This window comes from Roseobacter sp. S87, from assembly GCF_055693285.1.
In genome coordinates, this window is sequence record NZ_JBVFTR010000001.1 from 1 (window position 1) to 17669 (window position 17669).

The following is a 17669-nucleotide window of genomic DNA, read 5'->3' on the forward strand; positions in this document are numbered from 1 at the left end:
GAGTTACCACTATGTCATTGAGGGCAAAGACGATCTGGCCTGACATTCAAAAAGCCCGGTCTCCCTGACCGGGCGTCCTGCTGGGAGGAGCAGTTATGCGGACGGGATCGGTAAATTACCACATTCGCAGTGATGAGCGGCAAGCCTACGTCATTGATGCAGGTGGCGTGTCAGGAGAGATAGTTTCTCCAAAACACGACGTCCGGCAGGTGACGCTTCGAGATTGAGAAACAACATCCCTCGAGCGACTATGAAATCGCATATCCGAAGCGCTTACAGAAAGATGTATTGGCTGCTAGGATCGTACAACTACTCCTAGCAAAGCATGCATAGTGAGACGTGCAAGGCGTTTCATTTTTTAACATAAGACAGATTACAGGCCGGATTGCTATACGTGGGAGCGCGCTACTCTGAAGTGCGACTCCTATTAGAAAACAATGGGTTATCTAATAGGAGAATATCGCATGGGAGCCGTTTACACGCAACTGTCGTTTCAAGAACGCCGTAAGATCGAGAACTGGTGGCATGCAAAGGCGCCTGTCAGAGAGATGGCGCGTGCTCGTAAACGCCACAAGTCGACGATCTTTCGTGAGAGCAAACGCAATTTCCAGGCCGATGATACGTTTCCAAAAAAGTATGCGGGTTACTTCGGCCATGCCGCTCAATTGCAGACGCACAAGCGTCGACCCGTGCAACGCAAGCTGATCCGTCATCCAGACCTGTGCACGGCCGTGATCGCGCGGATCAAGCAAGGCTGGACGCCAGAGCAGATCGGCAATCGCATGATCTTTGGAGGCGCGAAACTGCGGGTCTGCCAGGAAACGATCTATAGCTGCATCTACTCCAAGGAAGGCATGCACCAGGCGCTGTGGTGGTACCTGCCCGAGCATCGCAAAGCCCGTCGTCCACGCCGCGCCAGAAAGCGCCAGAAACCTGAGTTCGACCGTAATGTCAGCATCCTGTTTCGCCCGGATGATGTCACACACCGCCGCCAATTTGGGCATTGGGAGGCCGATCTTGTCTTGTTCAAAAAACGCTTTGGTCAGTCGAACATAACCTCTCTGGTCGAGCGCGTCAGCAGGTTCACCGTACTTTTGAAGAACCCAGACAAACGCACAAAGCCGGTCATGGGCAAGATCATGAAAGCTGTCCGTGATCTGCCCTATATCGCGCGTCGCTCAATCACCTTCGACCGCGGCACCCAGTTTGTCAGCTGGCCCCACCTGCAGGCCGGGATCGGAACCCGGACCTGGTTTTGTGACCCTTCTTCACCCTAGCAGAATGGCACAGTCGAGAACACAGTCGCCGTGCCCGAAGATGCAGGAAGATGGCATCTGGCTCTCGCGCAAACAGCGACGCACATTTACCAGCCGCGGTTGCTCTGGGAGTGTTTTGGCAACCTGATCCGGATTGACAGGTCAGACCACCGTTGGCTTGGGGATCGCGGACCTGCCTGCACCCTGCTCGTCTGCGTCGATGACGCCACCGGCACGCTGATGGAGATGCGTTTGCGCCGCGTGAGAGTACGTTCAGTAACCCCGATGCCCTGACGTGTTATCCGCTGGTGCGACGAGCGCTGTATCAGCAACCAACTGGCCTTCTGCCATGGCCGCCAGCGCATCATGGTGGAAGAGAACCGGATCATGCGCACCCTGAATGCCCGCACGATTGTAAAATTTACCATTTTCGGGGTCCCGGTTGCGAGACAGGCAACCATTGAAAACCTGCTGATACGCTGCATCTGTCACTGCCCTCTGGCGCAACTCAAATGACAGAACTAGGGTACCGGGAAGGGTGGTTATTTGATGAAACACTTTTTTTATGAACTGGAGGAGCCATCCATCTTTGTGGCGTCACCGGGCGACATGGTACGCTTCAGGAACATGGCGTCCTCGATTGTTGAAGATATGGGACGTCAGGGTGCGAGGTCTCTTGGAATAAGCATCTACAAGTATGAGGAAGCCGAACGGGAAGATTCTGGATTCTATAGAAATCCAGAAGCTCATCGCGCGTCCGGATGATAAACTGTCCGAAGGCATAGTGGCCTTCTTTGGTGAAAAAGTCGGCCAGAACCTCGCATCGGATTTCCCCTGTGATATGCTGCAGAGCCTCCCCGATCTGACCACCGGAATTACAGAAGGCAGCAAACGGTACCGCCTTGTTCATCCATGGCAGGAAGGAGCCGAAGAGGACGGTGGCTTTCCGTTAACAGGAAGCACTTTTGAGGTACTTTGCGCACTCGCGGGACAACAGAGGCTGGAAGCTGCAGGTTCCGAAAAACGTCTGCCTTCTTTTATCTGTTTTGCGTCTCCAAAAGAGGTCCTCGATTATGAAGATCCCGAAGATGCGCCGTGGGGAAACGACCGTCTTTGGGAAGAAACCAATAACAGGTACAAAGGTCGGAAAAGAAAACTGCGGACAGAACAGGATAAACTGTCCCAACAGCGCATCCGCCTTGCAAATTTTGCGAAGTACCTCAGCCTTCAGGGGCGTGAACCCCGCTTCATCGAAAAAGGCGACGAAATCGAGGAAGCGTATCGGTCCTGGCTGCGGAACAACGGCCTGACCGGAAGCCAGGACCCGACCGGGATAAACCCTTTCATGGGCCTGCGCAGTTACGATGTTAAAGATCATGCCGCGTATTTCGGTCGTGAGGATGAGGCCGAAGAGGCTGTTAAACTCGTTGAAGCTGCATATGCCGATCCGAAAGCACCTCAGTTTTTCTGGATCAAAGGCAGCTCTGGCGTTGGAAAATCCTCGTTTCTGCGGGCGGGCCTGATTGGCGACCTGATCAGCTCCTACAGGGTCACCGGACGCTATGCGCACGTGGTTTTCCGCCCGAACCAACTGTTGTCAGGCGCCGAAGTCGCAAGCGTAAACGACCCTCTCAAAGTTGTTTTCGACAAAGCTTTTGCTGAACTTCAGCGGGAGTTCCAGAACCAGACACCGGACCCGGCACAACTGAACCACCACAGCAAAACCTACGCCGAACTTCAGCCTGAAGCGCGCGGGGCCTGGGTTTTCCGGACCCTTGAGGCTTTGGTCGGAGCCGGCGAAGCCGATGCACAGAATGACCACCGTCTGATTATCGGGATCGACCAGTTTGAAGAAATCGTGGACATGCTTCACGACACAGAACAGGCCGGGCAATGGACCTCGTTTGTTGATTTCATTACGGAATGTCTCAACGCAAAGAGGTTGTTCATTGCTGCCACGCTGCGTCAGCGGCGGCTCGAAAAAATGCGTGAACACCCGAAACTGGGGCCACTCTGGGACCGTACATCCGTACATGAATACGAGCTGCGCGTGCCGAGCGTGGCGGATCTTCGGCGGATCATGACCCGTCCCTTTGAAACCATAAATCACAGCTATCTGGAGGATGACCTGCTGACCCACCTTCTGCAGCAGGTCAGCAGCATCCAGTCCAAAGAAGAAGGCAGGCTTGCCGGCCGGGTCATGCCACTGGTGTCCCTGGTGCTGGAACAGATCCACCGTCATGTAGGTGAACCGGCATGGAAGAAAAGTTCGAAACCGCGCAGGCATCTGAGGACGAGGACCAGACCGATGCCTCAAACCAGATGAATGCGGCTTTTCAGGGATTTGACACGTCTCCGGAAAAAATCAGCCTGGAAATGGCCGGGGAACACGCCGATCTGGACGGCGTTATCGCCGTTCTTGCCGAAATGGCGATGAAAGAGGCGCGGACCAAAACAGAGATCCGCGCACAGGACAGTACCCTCGATGACCTGTTGCGCAAACTTGTAAGGTGGGCTGGCGATTCCGAAGACGACGATACCCAGTTTTCGTTGCCTGCAATCCCAATGCCAACCACGGGCTCAGAGGAACAGATTGCCAGAGCGCTGCGCAAATACCGTCTTCTGATGGACGACGGCGAAGGCAAAGTGCGGCTGGTGCATGAAACCGTTCTGAAAAAATGGCCTGAAGCCGCGGAGTTTATGGAACGCGAAAGGCCCCTGTACCGTATCGGCCAGGAGATGCGTACTGATGCGCGCCGGTGGGAAAAAGGCCGTGCCATCGACGAATTCCAGATTGAGGAATTCGGGGAAGCGGCCTGTGAAATGCTCGGGCTTTGGCTGCACCGGTTCAACAGCTTCTTCGTGAATGATATCGACCCGGCAGAATGCCGCCTCAGAGACTACTGCCTGGCACTTATGGCACGGCTGAACACGCCACGGGCAGTCGTTGAGAAGACACTTTTCAAGTCCAATCATCTGTATCTTGCAGCGATTTACGGGCGCTCCGATATTCTGCGCGATATGCTGACGTCTGATCCGGAAGCCGTGAATGTCCGTCGTGCTGACGGCCGGACAGCAATTGTCGGGCCCTGTTTTGATGCCGATATGGACGTGCTGGAAACGCTGCTGGAATTCAAAGCCGATCCCAACCTTGCCCAGGAAAACAAGTATACAGCGCTCCAGACTGCTGCCATTAGCGGAAGCGTGGAATTCACCAAAAGGCTGCTGGATGCGGGCGCAAAAATCACCGACGAGCCGCTGCACCCAATTCACTGGGCTGCCAGCAACGGGCATGCGGACCTGGTGTCATATTACCTGACCGAGCATCAGACCGCCCCGGAAGTCCGTGCTAGCAACAGCTGGACGCCTGCCCATTTCGCGGTGTCCAATAATCAGTGTAACAGCCTCAGAGTTTTGGCAACCAGAGCAGACTTGAATGCAACACTGGATCCCAAATCCGAAAAACCACTCGGCCTATCCGTTCTGCATCTTGCGGCCATTCATGGGGCGCTGGATGCAATAAAACTGCTGCTTGAACTGGGAGTCTCCTGCGATCAGAAGGCAGAAACCGGCGCAACCGCACTGCACTATGCCGTAAAATATGATCAGCCGGTCACTGCAGGATATCTTGCGCGGTTTATGATCGAAAATGGTTCCGGCAACGCCAACCCTGAAATGGTTCACGTCTGGACGGGGGAGGATCTGCACAAGCACAAAGAGGCGATGGCCAGGGACAAGCCGCCTGATCCTGAACTGAAGCTTCAGGGCTGGACACCTTTGCATGTCGCGGTCCAGGAGGGCAATGCACGCTGCGTCAACGCTCTGCTCTCGGCGGGGACAAATCCCGATTGCAGAAATGGTGGAAAGCAAACGCCACTGCACCTGGCAATTTCAGAAGGTCAGGAAGACTGCGCGACGCTGCTCGCAAAAGTTGCCGACCTGAAAATGCGGGACGGTGACAGAAATACACCGCTGCAGGCTGCTTTACTGCGCGAGGATCTTACTCTTGCAATCGAAATTGCCGCAAACGATCCCTCCCGCAAATTTGATTTCGTGAATGAATACAGAATAACCGATCTTCAGAAGCTGACCCTTCTGCACAAGGCCTGTGCATCAAATAATGAAAATGTGCTGCGGTTTCTTCTGAACTCGGACCTGCCGGAAGACATGGATGACGTTTACGGCCGGAACCCGTTGCATGTCGCTGCAGTCAACGGCAACGCGAACCTGCTGGCGCTCCTCATGTCCAAGGCATTTTTTGACATGAATGCGCGTGACGAAGATGGCAGGACCGCTCTGGAACTCGCCTGCCTCGCCGGTCGTTTCCGCAGCGTGTCTGTTCTGACAGAAGCATGGAACGGTCCGGATCTTTGCACAAGCTGTCCCGCTGCCCTTCATCTTGCAACCACGAGCGGTCGGCTCCGTATTGTGCAAAGACTGGTTGAACTTGGTTTCTCGACTGGTGCGGGAGACAGTTCGGGTCGTACTCCGCTGATGATTGCCGCCGCGCTGAACCATGCAGACATAGTCGAATGGCTGCTGTCCCTTGATGACACCGATGCAATGCAGACCGTCGAGGACCGACCCGCACTGACGGCGCATCTGATGGCCGTTATGGCTGGTTCAGAAAAAGCGCTCGGCCTGCTTGTCGATCATACCGGCACGGAAAACCTGCCCCTCAGGGATCTTATCTGGGAAGCGGTCGCCCACGGCAATTATGGGTGTGCGGCGCTTCTCCTGGAGTACGCAGACCCGCGGGATATCCGGCATCCGAAAAGCGGTCTACCGCTCGCCGACTTCTTTTATGAACAGCTCAAATCGCACAGCGCCCACAAGGATGCATCCGGAGACACCGGGGTTGAGAGGATGGAAGCGTTGCTGCGTTCTTTCGCTGAAAAACATGAAGAACGCGAAGCGGCCAAAAGCACCCATAAATCTTCACCGCGGCCAGACAAAAACGGACGCCCGGCGAAAATGCCTGCCGGGAAAACCACACCGAACCCAACCGGTGCACCAAAAATCAGAAACGGCCTCACTCAGTCTCTGCAGAATGGCCTTGCAAGCGACATTTACGCGAAATTTGACACTGAAAACACGTTCTGGGCGCCTGTCGAAGGCGAAGAGCGCGATAAATTTATTGAACAGGTCAACCCTGCTGGCGGCAAGTACACAATCAACCCGGACACGGCGGAGGTTCACTGGAGATCTCTCCCCTGGTACGACAAAGTTGCACTGATTCAGGTGACCGACCCTGGTTTTAAAACACCGGATCTTGCGCTCTGCTACCTCACCGACCAAGGCAACCTCTACTGGCTGAATGGCACATCTCCTCCAATTCACGAGGTCAACGCAAAGGCACCAATCAAACTGAACGAAAGCAATGTCGCCGACTATCTGAGGTTTTTCTGCTTTTTCGTGCGCGGCGAGGAAGGACCTTTCTATATCCTCGAGGACGCCGGGGACCCCCTGCTTCCTGCGGCGGACCCAACAGTTCAGAGCATTGTTGAAGGCACTGCCCGACCCGTTACCTATGAGGGTAAGAACGACCAGGGGTACTTCATGCTGGACGCCGTAGTCAGCTATTCCAACGCAATTTTTATTGCCAACTTTGCCGTTCAGCCATCAGGCATGATCGAGTTGCTGGAAGATGAACCCATCGCGGCGGATATGCCAGTGCGGGTCAGGGCACCTTTGGCATAGTCACGAGGTCATACGCGTAAGCCAGTCCTGCGCAATCAGCCCGGCGGCGCGGTTTCCGTACGGCGTGACAGGCCGGGACTTTCGCCAGTGAGAAATCATCATAGGGTACGAATTAAATTCCATCTGACCGGAATGTTCGATCCACCGGTCAAGGGGCCAGATCCGCAGTCCCTCTTCCCGGAGGTCCACACCCTCCAGACGGGCTCTGTGGTTTTTACCATTGTCAGACAGAACAGCGAAAAACCTGTCCCGGTCTTTGGCACCGAGGCGTTTGTAAGCTTTGTCGCTGCGTTTCTTGAAAGTATCCAGCAGTTTCCTGATGATCTCACCCGCTGTGCTGTTACGCGACTGTCGCTCAATATAGATCAGAGGCAGCCCGCTGTTGATTTCGCGCTGTGTCAGCTCGGGAATCCACGCGAATGCAGCGGACTCGTGAATGACGGCCCGATCCATATTTTCAAGCATCCAGCAAGGCCGGCAAAGGGTCACGTAGTCCTCTGGCAGAAGAGGAACAGCAACAACCGGCTGAACCGCCATAAACCGCGTGGACAAAAACCCGCAGGCCCGGCAGGTATTGTTATCCCGGAAATGGATTGCATCCCGGATCCCCTGTGGAATGTCCTCGCTGATGATCCCTCCGTACGGGTTGGGCACCAGTACACCAGAGGGTGACAGACCAGGTTCCGGGTCATATGCATCTGTCATCTGCTTCTCCTGGCGAACAGAGTTTCCCAAAGCTAAACCCGCAGACCGCACGAGCGCCAGACTTTTGTCCCGCTCCGGCTCCACTGCCTGCAAAACGCAGCCATGCCCGGGCGCGCTGGCACCATACCCCGGAGGTCTCAGAAACCGCTGGGCTTATACCGGTACTTGTAGTTCAGTAGCAGAAGCGTTTCGGCCAAAAACTTTACACCCGACCATGATTTGATCAGAGAAACATCCGTTCCGATGAAGACTTCCCATATTGCCAGACGCCGTGACAGAGCCACACTCCGGTGGATTGTCAATCAGGCTTTCAGGTTTTTTGGTCCGATTGCCGCGTTGTTTGTTATCCTGCTCGGGACATGGGGCTACGCTCTGTGCGGCGCATCTGATCCGTTATACAAAGCGGTACAGTTTTTCGCTCTGGCTTATGACACTGATTGCACCCCGGCAAACTGGCAACTGAACATTGCGCGTTTTCTCGCAGCGTTCCTGTTAACCCTTGCGGTTGTAAAACTCCTTTTTGCTCATCCCTGGAGCCAGCTGAAGACGTGGTCCCAGGCAATCTTCCGGTCAAAAGACCGGCATATTCTGATTGGATACGGGGCGCTGAATGAGGAAATCGCAGGATATCTGACCGATCAAGGGGTGCCGCTGACGATCCTTGCGCGGACCTTTGATCAGGCTGCCAAAATATTTGCCGCGAAACACCGGATTATTCTGATAGAACGGGATGCACGGAACGAACAGGCTTTCCGTGGACTGTTGCTGCACCGGGCCCGGCGGATCATCATTGCCTGTGGTGATGACAGTCTCAGCCTCGAACTGGCACAACAGATTGGCCGCAGGATCGCGGATTATCCGGACGCGGGGCAACCCGAAGACAAAGTTTTTGTGCACTTCACCAGCACAGAAATGCATCATCAACTGCAGATGACCCGCGAAGCAGGGCTTGAAAGGCAACGACGTTTTACCGGCTTTGCAATTCGGGAAGAAACAGCACGACATCTTTTTGCCAGAACCTGGCTGGCAGAACGCGCCAGCCGGGTACCCTCAGCAGCCGGCAAGAAACCCAGGCTGCACGTCGTGGTCGTCGGCGGTGGAGACCTCGGTATGGCGATCGCCCGCGAGGCCATGCTGCATGGCTGTTGCAGCAAACTTGGCGCGCCGCTGATCACGGTCATAGACCGGGACCACGACGGCTGTGCTCAAAGGTTCCATGCCGCAATGCCGCATGTTTTTGACAACACGATCCCGGAACAGGACCGCCCCCAGATTGAGTTCCTCTCCGGGCTCGCCGAAGGCGTCTGCGCCGCTGATCATGCCACTGATGTTCCGGTCACAGCCTGGGTTATCTGTTGCAGGGACGACTCTACCAACGTGGCACTCGCCATGCGGCTTGAGCGCGAGATGCTGTCTGGCAAACGACCTCCCTGTCCGGTCTATCCAAGACAATGGCAGGGAAATGTGTGCACACCCGGAGCGGTAATGATCGGACAGGAAGATCCGGTGCATCTGGTCGCACCGTTCGGCGGCATGCAGGACGTGGTTCCGTCGCTCAGTTTCTTTGATGAACAGCTGACCCGGCTTGCGCAGAGTATCCATGCCCATTATCAGACGGCCGCTGATGAAAATTATAAAAAATCAGGCCTCGAGGACCTGATCCAGACGTATGGTCCCCCTCCGTGGGGCGATGGCGAAGGTCCGGCCAATCCGGAAAAACGCACCTCGTTTACACAGGCATACGAGCTGGAAAGACAAAAATACAAAGCCGGATGGTCCGAACTCAGCGACGAGGGGCGCCTGTCAAATCTGTCTTCCGCGCAGTTTGCGCCGCTCAGATTGTGGGAACTGGGATATGACTGGTCCGGTCGGTATGCGGGCGTTCTGCCGCGTCTGAACGGTGAATACATGGCGCGTGTATTCTCAGGGTCAGATCTGGCTGAACTCAGCCCAGCTTCAGTTTTGGGTCAGGTCTCCGAAGCGGAACATCGCCGCTGGATGGTCGAGCGTGCACTCCGCGGCTGGTCAGCGGCACGGAACACAAAAAAGCGCAGCAATGCCATGCGGCTGCACCCGGATTTCAGACCATACCGGGATTTGTTTGAAACTCCGGAGGCAGAAGAACCCAGCGGAAAAGAAACCAATTCCGAAATCTTGCGGGGAGATGACACCGCTGATGTCGAAGAGAAGGCCAACAGGCGCCAGCTTGACGCAGCGGCCATCCGCGGGATTCTGACCTCGCTTTCCTATTCCGGGGAAACGGTGCAGGCGCGACCGCAGCGTGAGCACCCGACCCTTGACCTGTTTGATCTGCCGGAACTGACCAATGAGATGTACGAGCTTGTCCTTCGGGTGCCGGTTATAAATGTTTGGGACGACGAAAAAAACAATCACTCAGAACGGCGGTCAACCAGATCAGGGGATGGATGAAATACCCCACCTCTCTGTGCATGACAGTCCGTGCCGCATCTCCGGAAGTGTGGACCGATCAGTATTTCAAAAAAACGTTTGAGCCCGCCATTGATTCTGCACGTCCGGAGGGCCGCAGAATGTTCCCTGTGCATATCATGATCAACCATGACGATGTGTCAGGGCTGCGGGGCAAAACTGTCCGCACCGAAAAGAAAAAGACCTCATGACAGAACACTCCCTATCGCCTGTGCCGGATGAAAACTGGCGCACACTCACGACACAGACCACCGAACTCCTGACCGAACGCCTGTTTGATTTTCAGGTCATGCCCCGCAGGCGCAATATCACGGGTATCCGCCTTGCCCCCCTGCCCTTTTACCCGGACCACGTTCTGTGCGACATCCGGACCGAATTTCCGGGTGAGCCGGTGGAATGGATGTGCGGCCTTTACGGGCGCGACGGTTTCCGCAAACTCGACGGCAATTCTGCTGTCATCCATGATCTGAACAGCGAGGTCAGCCCGGACCTCTCGGACACGGATGTGCAGCACGCTTACCTGAAATTCTTCTGTTTTTTCGTGCATGGAGACGAGGGACCGTTTGAAATCATCACGTCGGCTGATGATCTGAAGGGCGATGTCGACGTCGCGGTCAACCCACCGGCGCTGGACACAGAAACCAGTCTCTGGACGGCCAATGTGCTTTATGGAACGACCTTCTTTGAGGCGCAGTTCAAAATCGAAGGCGATGGTCATATCAGAATGGAATCTGACACCCCGATCCGGCAGGGAGTCTCGCGCAACCCTCCGCTGATCTTTGATGGCGCTGTGCGCCGCCTGCGCAACGAGGACTGAGCCATGCCGGACAGCACCCTGCCCTTTCCCCAGCAGACCACCGCCCTGCGGTACCCGCAGAACCTGCCGGACAACGGTCTGATCGTTGGCTGGTCAATGGAAACAAAACACGCCCGATCCCCTGTCGGGTTCAGCTTCGGGGATCCGGCGATCACGCCTGCCGATGGCTTCATCGACCCCATTCTGATGGAGGACGAAGGGCACCTGATCACCGTCGCCTCGACCGGTGCGGGCAAGGGTGTGGGATGCATCATCCCTGCCCTGCTGCGGCACAACGGCCCCGTCATTGTCGTGGACCCCAAAGGTGAAAACGCCGCTGTTACGGCCCGCTCCCGCCGGGAACGCGGCGAAAATGTTGTGGTTCTTGACCCGATGGGCATCACCCGCGAGGACCCGGGCGGCTTTAACCCGCTCGATCTGATCCGCCCGGAAAGCCCCGAAAGCGTCGACGAGGCCGCAGCCCTTGTGATGGCGCTGCTGCCAAACAGTATCGACAGTGCCAAGAACCAGTTCTGGGTTTCGCGCGCGCAGCAGCTGCTCCTCGGGGATCGTCCTGCATGTGGTCACCGACCTGCCCGAAGAACAGCGCACCCTGACTCAGGTCCGGCGCATCGTGCACGAACTGACAGCCAACCAGAAAGCCGTCGCAAAACGCCTCAAAAACTCCCGCCACCCTGAGGTGCGCCTGATCGAGGGCGCCCTGTCTATCGGGGCCTCCGAAACACTGGGCGGGATCATAGCCTTTGCGCAGGAAGGGATCGATTTTGTACGCGGCCCGCTGATCCAGCATTGCCTCGAACGCACGACCTTTGACCTCGATGACATCGTGACCGGCGGGCCGACATCGCTCTATATCGTGATGCCGCCGCACATGCTGCAAAGCCATGGCCGCGTGCTGCGGCTGTGGATCGGCTCTCTGATCCAGCTGATCCTGCGCCGCCGCAGCAAACCGCAGGCCTCGACGCTTTTTATCCTCGACGAGGCCGCCCAGCTTGGCACTCTGGAACAGCTGCGCACCGCGATCACGCTCCTGCGCGGGTATGGCCTGCAGACTTGGAGCTTCTGGCAGGATGTCAGCCAGCTCAAGACGCTCTATCCGCTGGACTGGCAGACCATGGTCAACAACAGCCGTGTGTTTCAGGCTTTTGGCGCGAACAACCTCGGCGCGGCCGAGGACATGGCAGGCCTTGTCGGTTTCATCTCCGGACGGCAGTTTCTGGAAATGGAACGCGGTGAAATGCTACTGCAGATTGCGGGTGACGAGGCCGTCGTCGCGCGCCTGCCCAACTACCTGACCGACCCGGTCTTTGACGGGAAGTTCGACCCGAACCCCTTCTTTGATCCCGACCAGGACCCCCTGCCCCCGCCGCGCATGTCGCGCACATACCTGCGCGAAACCGGCAGTATAGAGGACAGCAAAAAGACCACGAAAGCCCGGCTGCAGCCGAATGCGCTCGACGGCCTGATTTTCGACCGGATCCGCAAAGAAATGGACGGCTGACCGCATGGAACTGCTGCACCGGGAATGCCGGCGCGGCAGAATCCCCTTCCCGTCGTGTACCGGACTGCATAGACTTTTTGTCATGGACAGAACGTTCGCTATGACCACGCCGGAAAACCCCGTTTTCTCCGGCACGGTTTTCCCGCTCGTACCGGACCGGCGCTGGACCGCTCCCGGTCGGGGCAGCGAAACAGCGTGAAGCCGCAGCACCCGATGCCAAAGCGGATACTTGCCCTGTCCGGCGGGGGCGTTCGCGGTATCGTAGAAGTCGCCTTTCTGGAGGCGGTCGAGGCCGCGTGCCAGCGCAGTTTCGGCCCTGACACGCGGCTTTGTGATGTTTTCCACCTCGTGGGTGGTACCTCGACCGGCGCTCTGATCGCCACTGCCCTGGCGCTTGGAATGCCGCTGACGGACATCCGTCATTTCTACTGTGAACGGGCAGCCGACTTCTTTTCGCGGCGGCGCTGGCGTGGCCTGACCGGTCAGGCGGCGGTTTTTGATGGCGCGCTGCTCGAGCAGGAGTTCCGCAAAACAATCGGTGATCTGACGCTCGGCGACCCGTCTTTCCGCACGTATCTCGCCATCGTGACCAAACGGCTTGATACCGGCAGCCCGTGGGTCCTGAACAACATTCCGACCGCGCCCTACTTTGACGATCCGCCCGACGGCTCCTTCAGGGGCAACCGGCATTATGACGTATCCCGGCTGCTGCGCGCTGCAACGGCCGCGCCGACGTTTTTTGACCAGCAGACAATTGATATCGGGCAAGGCCAGGAGGGCGTATTTGTTGATGGTGGGTTATCGCCCCACAACGACCCCAGTCTGGTCCTTCTGCGGCTTGCACGGGCCCGCGCCTTCGGGCTGAACTGGGCCCCGGGGGCACAGAACCTCTCGGTGCTGTCCATCGGAACAGGTCATTTCCGACAACGCCTGCCCGCCCGGCAGGCGGCCCGGATGGGGCCGCTGCGGCTTGCATATTCCGCGCTTCGCGGAATGACCGGTGATGCCGAGACCGAGACGCGCGCCATGATGCAATGGCTCGGTGCCGCGCAGTCCTCCCGCCCGATCAATTCCGAAATCGGCACGCTGGGGGACGAATTTCTGATGTCGGAACCCGCTTTTTCCTATCTGCGGCTCGATTTGCCGCTGGAGCAGGAAGAGCTGCATAAGGCGGGTCTGAACGTCAGCCCGCGCGATCTGCGGCGGTTTCACCGGTTTGACGATCCCGCTACGATCACGCCACTCTATAATCTCACCCGGGACTACATCGCCCGCTTACCCGATTTCGACGCGCACCTGCAGAGGTTTTTCCGGAAAGGCGCTTCATGAACGGAACATCACGGATCACGCTCTGGTTTCTGGCGTCCTGCGCCATTGTGACCCTGTGCACAGGCCTCATCGGCTGGACGAAGTTCTACGCAGTATCCGGCAGCGGCGGCTTCTGGGACGCTCTCTACCTCACGCTTCTCGCCTTCACCGGCGACGGCAGCTATGTCGCCCGCCCGGGTTCGCCGGACCTGAACGGCTGGATCACCACGGCGCGCTTCACCGGGCTGGTAACGACCTTCTCCGCCATCGCCAGCCTGATTTTCTCAGTCATGGGGCTCCACATACTGCGCGAACGGGCAAGGCGCATGAAAGGCCATACTGTCCTGATCGGCGCATCGCGCTACGCAGTGGATATGGTGGACGCGGGACGGCCGCTGGTGGTGTTTGATACCGCCGACCGGCTGGAAAAACTGACCTTTCCAAAGCGCGCAGGATCTGTCCTCCTGATCCCCGACGCCATGACCGGCGATACGGCGACCGGTGCCACCCTGGGCGCGCCGGATCAGGTTATTTTCGGCGATCCGGACACCGCCACAAATGTCGAACACGCCCGCACCTGGCTGGCCGGTACTGCCGGCCGGAACGCCGGCATCCGGCTTGCGCTTCGGATCGAGGATAACTCCATTGCGCGCGACCAGCATCTGCTCTCACCGGATTTCGCAAAGGCCACGCTGATCTCCCGTTCGGACACGGTCGCCCGGGCACTGGTGACATCCATGGCGCCCACGGCACTGGCCGGTCTGCGTGGCCAGGCCCGCGTGCACGTCGTGCTGATCGGGATGGGCAGCACCAACCTCGCCATCGCTGAAGAACTCGCGCTGCGCTGCCACAGCCACAGGCTCACCGCCCTGCACCTCACGATCATCGACCAGGACACCGATGCCGCCCGGACCCGCCTGCGGCGCGAACGCCCGGATCTTGAAAACCCGGATTTCGGCGACAATGGTTTCCGGATCGGGTTTGTCGAAATGGACGCGCTGGAATGCTGTGCCGCCGCGCAGGCAGAAACCATAAAGCAGCTTGAAACCGAAATGCCGGTCACCGCTGTGGTCGTCGCGGCGGGCAGCGATGCGCGCAACACTGCCATCGCTATGCGGCTGCGCCAGCTGCAGGTCGAACAGCTCTGCCTTAAGGCCCCCGTTTTCATGCGCAGCGACAGCCAGAGTTCGGTCGCCGCCGCCCCCTTCCGCGACCTGACGGGCGGCGTTGTTCCCTTTGGCGGCCGGACGCTCGACGCGGAAGATCACAGTATGGAAGCGGTCTACGAAGCCCTTGCCGGCGACATTCATAACCGATGGCGCCTGTCCCCGGACGTGGAAAAAACGCCGGAAAACGACTGGCAGAACATGAGCACCGCAGCACGCCGGGCCAGCTACCGTGCCGCCCTGTCCGCCGTGGAAATCTTCTATGCGGCAGGTTTCGCGCCACCTGCCGGCGAATACCTTGCCGGGCTGCGCCTCGAACCCGGTGCTGCGAACAATGCTCTGGGCGACGACGCCCTTATTGATGATCTGTCCCGGACCGAACACGAACGGTGGAACGCCGAACGCCGGCTCGAGGGCTTTGCCCGGGCTTCAGACGGGATCCGCGACAACGAAAAGAAAAGACACCCCCTGCTGGTCCCTTACGACGACCTCACACCAGAGCAGCGAGAAAAAGACGAAATCAATGTCCGTGCGGCGCTGCACACCGGGATCGCGCGGCACGAGGCAGATCCTGAAAAACCCTGCTGGCGGCAGCGCCTGCGCATCGGCGTGATTGGTCCGTTGCGGGTGGACACGACGGAAACGCGGCTCGCGGTGACACGCACGCTGGATCAGCTGCTGACCGGAATGCCCTATGGTGACCGGCGGACCCTCGAAATCCTGACGCCGAATGCGCCGGGGTTTGACCGGCTGGCTGCCGTGCATCTCGCACAGGCCTGGGAAAAGAAAACGGGGCGGCCTGCATCTGTGATCCTTCTGGATGCAGCGGGCGTTTCCACGGTTGACAGGATTGCGGCGGCACATCTGGGGTCTGGAAAAGAAATTCATGAAATCAATGATTTACTGGATTCCATGCGCTCAGAATCCAAACAAATCTCCGGCCTTCATGCCTCTGGCCACCGGCTCTTCCATCTCGACATGCGCCCTCCGGGCTGGTCGGATGCAGAGCTGGAGCGGGACGGTGCCGCCTATGAGACTGTCATCCGGGGGGTGCAGCAACTGATCATCGACGTGGCCGATCACCTGATCGTGGACACCCGCGACGGGACAGCAAAATGGTCACTTGAAGCCAGCAGAACGTGGGAAACCACCAAAGGGACCCCTGCCCGCATCGTCTGACCCCGCCCGCTCAGGTGTCGAACGCGCCCGGGAACAGATCCTCCCAAAAGGCCACGATCTCCTCGGCGTTCAGCGCCGACATCCAGCCATGGCGCTCGAAATCGGCACGCTTTGCGCCGTCCTCAATTCCTGCCAGAAACATCCGCCGGTCGGCATCCCGCTGGGTCGGTGTCCGGCGCGCCGCGAGATCTCTCACGATCCCCAGACGCCGCGCCCGGCCGCCCACGGAGGCCGCTTCGGACGGTACGTCACCCCCTGCCCCGCATAATCATCGCGCAGAGCTGCGGCCAGGTACCGCGCAGGGCTCCGGACATCCGACTGGGCAGCCACGTAGTCAAGTTTGCCAGCGACCGTCTCTTCGCCGTGCTGGGCCATCCACTGGCGCGCCAGACGGTCGCTGATGCCCATACCGCGCAGGCGCTCATAGACCGGAGCACGCCGCAGCCCTTCGCCGTCGTCCAGGTCCAGGATCGCCAGCTGCGGGTTCGGCGCTATGGCAAAGCGGATGTCCGTGACCGCCCTGCCCCGCTTGCGCACCTCCGGCGTAATCACAATGTTGCTTGTCCGGTTCACCTCCGCCACCGCGGGTTTGATGATCTTGGCGTTCAGGTGTTTGTAGGTCTCGTAATAGGTGCTGTCATCCACCCCCATCAGCCGCCGGAAGGTCTCAAGCGGCCACCAGCCCGTACTGCCGGTGCGGTGAAATCTGTAGCAGTTCTCATAAAGCGCCAGCGCGTGGCCACTGGTGAACCGCCGCTGAATGTTCAGGTTGATCAGCGCAAAGACCTTCGGATCGGACAGCTTCTCCGCCAGCGCCTGCGAATAGGCGTATTCACAGACACCACCTTTGAGTTTTGCATAGCTCAGAAGACTGGATACGCCCCATTCCTGCTGACCCGCTTCGTCCAGCATGTCCCATTCGGCAACCGTTTCCGCCAGGCCACGAAGGGACTGTTTGAGGGTGTCAAAGTCGTTGGAATTGTACCCCACCATCAGGCACAGCGTCCGCGCGTCCATCTGGAAGCTCTGCGCCTGTGTCAGGGTGTCATAGGCATTCAGCAGCAGCACATTGCTCAGCTTGCGCTGCAACAGCGTCAGCTTGCCGGAGACATGAATAGCGGCGACGTGCTTTTTCACCTCGCCCCGCCGGAGGGATCCGGTTAGTTTGTCTTTGGGTATGTCCTGCATCTCAGGCGGTGCCTCTGCCAACTAGGTCTCTGCGGACCTTTATGGTCAGGTTACGCCAAATGGCACCCGTTCTCAATCTCTATCCGGATACTTATGCGGCGCACGGCTTTCAGGCTGTAAGGTACCCATATCCGGGACGACCGTACTTCCAACGATCCTGATACAGTCCCTATACAAAGGTTTAGACCCTGTATCCCGCGAATCGGTGCCTTTGGGCATGTATTCCGGTACCATTTATCCTGTATCCGGGTACTCTTCGTCCTGTAGGCGGCAACCCAAAGACATCTAATGCATTGATAATATTAGTATAAAAAACGGCAAAGTTTCTAAAGTTTCTTAAAGATAATAAACAAACTGTCTGTGTTTCTTCTTTTCCGGGACAGATTGATTCCTTTTTGTCT

Annotated in this window: 10 protein-coding genes and 3 pseudogenes; 10 read left to right on the forward strand and 3 right to left on the reverse strand. The window is 57.9% G+C overall.

Going from position 1 to position 17669, the window contains the following annotated elements; translation table 11 throughout:
- Positions 1-464: 464 nt before the first annotated feature.
- A pseudogene (locus tag ACZ1HA_RS00005) lies at positions 465-1274 on the forward strand (IS30 family transposase); the annotation flags it as partial.
- A 43-nt stretch (positions 1275-1317) separates the two neighbouring features.
- Positions 1318-1558 (forward strand): annotated as a pseudogene (locus tag ACZ1HA_RS00010) (ISNCY family transposase); the annotation flags it as partial.
- On the opposite strand, the gene ACZ1HA_RS00015 reads toward ACZ1HA_RS00010, so the two are convergent.
- Positions 1530-1748, reverse strand: coding sequence for a hypothetical protein (locus tag ACZ1HA_RS00015; RefSeq protein ID WP_472712412.1), 219 nt, complete (start codon positions 1746-1748; stop codon positions 1530-1532). The pseudogene ACZ1HA_RS00010 and the gene ACZ1HA_RS00015 overlap by 29 nt on opposite strands.
- Before the next feature lie 205 nt (positions 1749-1953).
- On the opposite strand from ACZ1HA_RS00015, the gene ACZ1HA_RS00020 reads away from it, so the two are divergent.
- Positions 1954-3582: an nSTAND1 domain-containing NTPase gene (locus ACZ1HA_RS00020; protein ID WP_472712390.1), complete on the forward strand. Its 1629-nt coding sequence runs from the start codon at positions 1954-1956 to the stop codon at positions 3580-3582.
- On the forward strand, positions 3513-6956 hold the full coding sequence (locus ACZ1HA_RS00025) for an ankyrin repeat domain-containing protein (protein ID WP_472712391.1): 3444 nt from the start codon (positions 3513-3515) through the stop codon (positions 6954-6956). Before ACZ1HA_RS00020 ends, ACZ1HA_RS00025 begins: the two co-directional genes overlap by 70 nt.
- Here ACZ1HA_RS00025 and ACZ1HA_RS00030 read toward each other — a convergent pair whose 3' ends face one another.
- Entirely contained in the window at positions 6957-7661 is a 705-nt protein-coding gene (locus ACZ1HA_RS00030; protein ID WP_472712392.1) for a hypothetical protein, read from the reverse strand. It lies immediately after the preceding gene.
- A 243-nt stretch (positions 7662-7904) separates the two neighbouring features.
- Here ACZ1HA_RS00030 and ACZ1HA_RS00035 point away from each other — a divergent pair, with 243 nt between their 5' ends.
- The 6 genes from ACZ1HA_RS00035 (at position 7905) to ACZ1HA_RS00060 (ending at position 16080) form a co-directional block, all read left to right on the forward strand.
- Positions 7905-10091 carry a potassium channel family protein gene (locus tag ACZ1HA_RS00035; RefSeq protein WP_472712393.1) on the forward strand — a complete coding sequence of 729 codons (2187 nt, stop codon included), beginning with the start codon at positions 7905-7907 and terminating at the stop codon, positions 10089-10091.
- Between the two features lie 205 nt (positions 10092-10296).
- On the forward strand, positions 10297-10926 hold the full coding sequence (locus ACZ1HA_RS00040) for a hypothetical protein (protein ID WP_472712394.1): 630 nt from the start codon (positions 10297-10299) through the stop codon (positions 10924-10926).
- Positions 10927-10929: 3 nt separating this feature from the next.
- The gene (locus tag ACZ1HA_RS00045) at positions 10930-11604 is read left to right on the forward strand and encodes a type IV secretory system conjugative DNA transfer family protein (protein WP_472712395.1); all 675 of its coding nucleotides are present in this window, start codon (positions 10930-10932) and stop codon (positions 11602-11604) included.
- On the forward strand, positions 11540-12427 hold the full coding sequence (locus ACZ1HA_RS00050) for a type IV secretory system conjugative DNA transfer family protein (protein WP_472712396.1): 888 nt from the start codon (positions 11540-11542) through the stop codon (positions 12425-12427). Before ACZ1HA_RS00045 ends, ACZ1HA_RS00050 begins: the two co-directional genes overlap by 65 nt.
- A gap of 213 nt (positions 12428-12640) precedes the next feature.
- Positions 12641-13756: a patatin-like phospholipase family protein gene (locus tag ACZ1HA_RS00055; protein WP_472712397.1), complete on the forward strand. Its 1116-nt coding sequence runs from the start codon at positions 12641-12643 to the stop codon at positions 13754-13756.
- Positions 13753-16080 (forward strand): RyR domain-containing protein, encoded by a 2328-nt coding sequence (locus ACZ1HA_RS00060; RefSeq protein ID WP_472712398.1) that lies wholly within the window; start codon positions 13753-13755, stop codon positions 16078-16080. Before ACZ1HA_RS00055 ends, ACZ1HA_RS00060 begins: the two co-directional genes overlap by 4 nt.
- A gap of 10 nt (positions 16081-16090) precedes the next feature.
- Here ACZ1HA_RS00060 and ACZ1HA_RS00065 read toward each other — a convergent pair.
- Positions 16091-17268 (reverse strand): annotated as a pseudogene (locus ACZ1HA_RS00065) (replication initiation protein).
- Positions 17269-17669 lie beyond the last annotated feature (401 nt).

Bases quoted from the DNA above. Each gene is read 5' to 3' on its own strand.
- ACZ1HA_RS00055 (WP_472712397.1), top strand. From the start codon at position 12,641: ATGCCAAAGCGGATACTTGCCCTGTCCGGCGGGGGCGTTCGCGGTATC.
- ACZ1HA_RS00045 (WP_472712395.1), top strand. From the start codon at position 10,930: ATGCCGGACAGCACCCTGCCCTTTCCCCAGCAGACCACCGCCCTGCGG.
- ACZ1HA_RS00030 (WP_472712392.1), bottom strand. From the start codon at position 7,661: ATGACAGATGCATATGACCCGGAACCTGGTCTGTCACCCTCTGGTGTA.
- ACZ1HA_RS00025 (WP_472712391.1), top strand. From the start codon at position 3,513: ATGGAAGAAAAGTTCGAAACCGCGCAGGCATCTGAGGACGAGGACCAG.
- ACZ1HA_RS00020 (WP_472712390.1), top strand. From the start codon at position 1,954: ATGAGGAAGCCGAACGGGAAGATTCTGGATTCTATAGAAATCCAGAAG.
- ACZ1HA_RS00040 (WP_472712394.1), top strand. From the start codon at position 10,297: ATGACAGAACACTCCCTATCGCCTGTGCCGGATGAAAACTGGCGCACA.
- ACZ1HA_RS00060 (WP_472712398.1), top strand. From the start codon at position 13,753: ATGAACGGAACATCACGGATCACGCTCTGGTTTCTGGCGTCCTGCGCC.
- ACZ1HA_RS00035 (WP_472712393.1), top strand. From the start codon at position 7,905: ATGAAGACTTCCCATATTGCCAGACGCCGTGACAGAGCCACACTCCGG.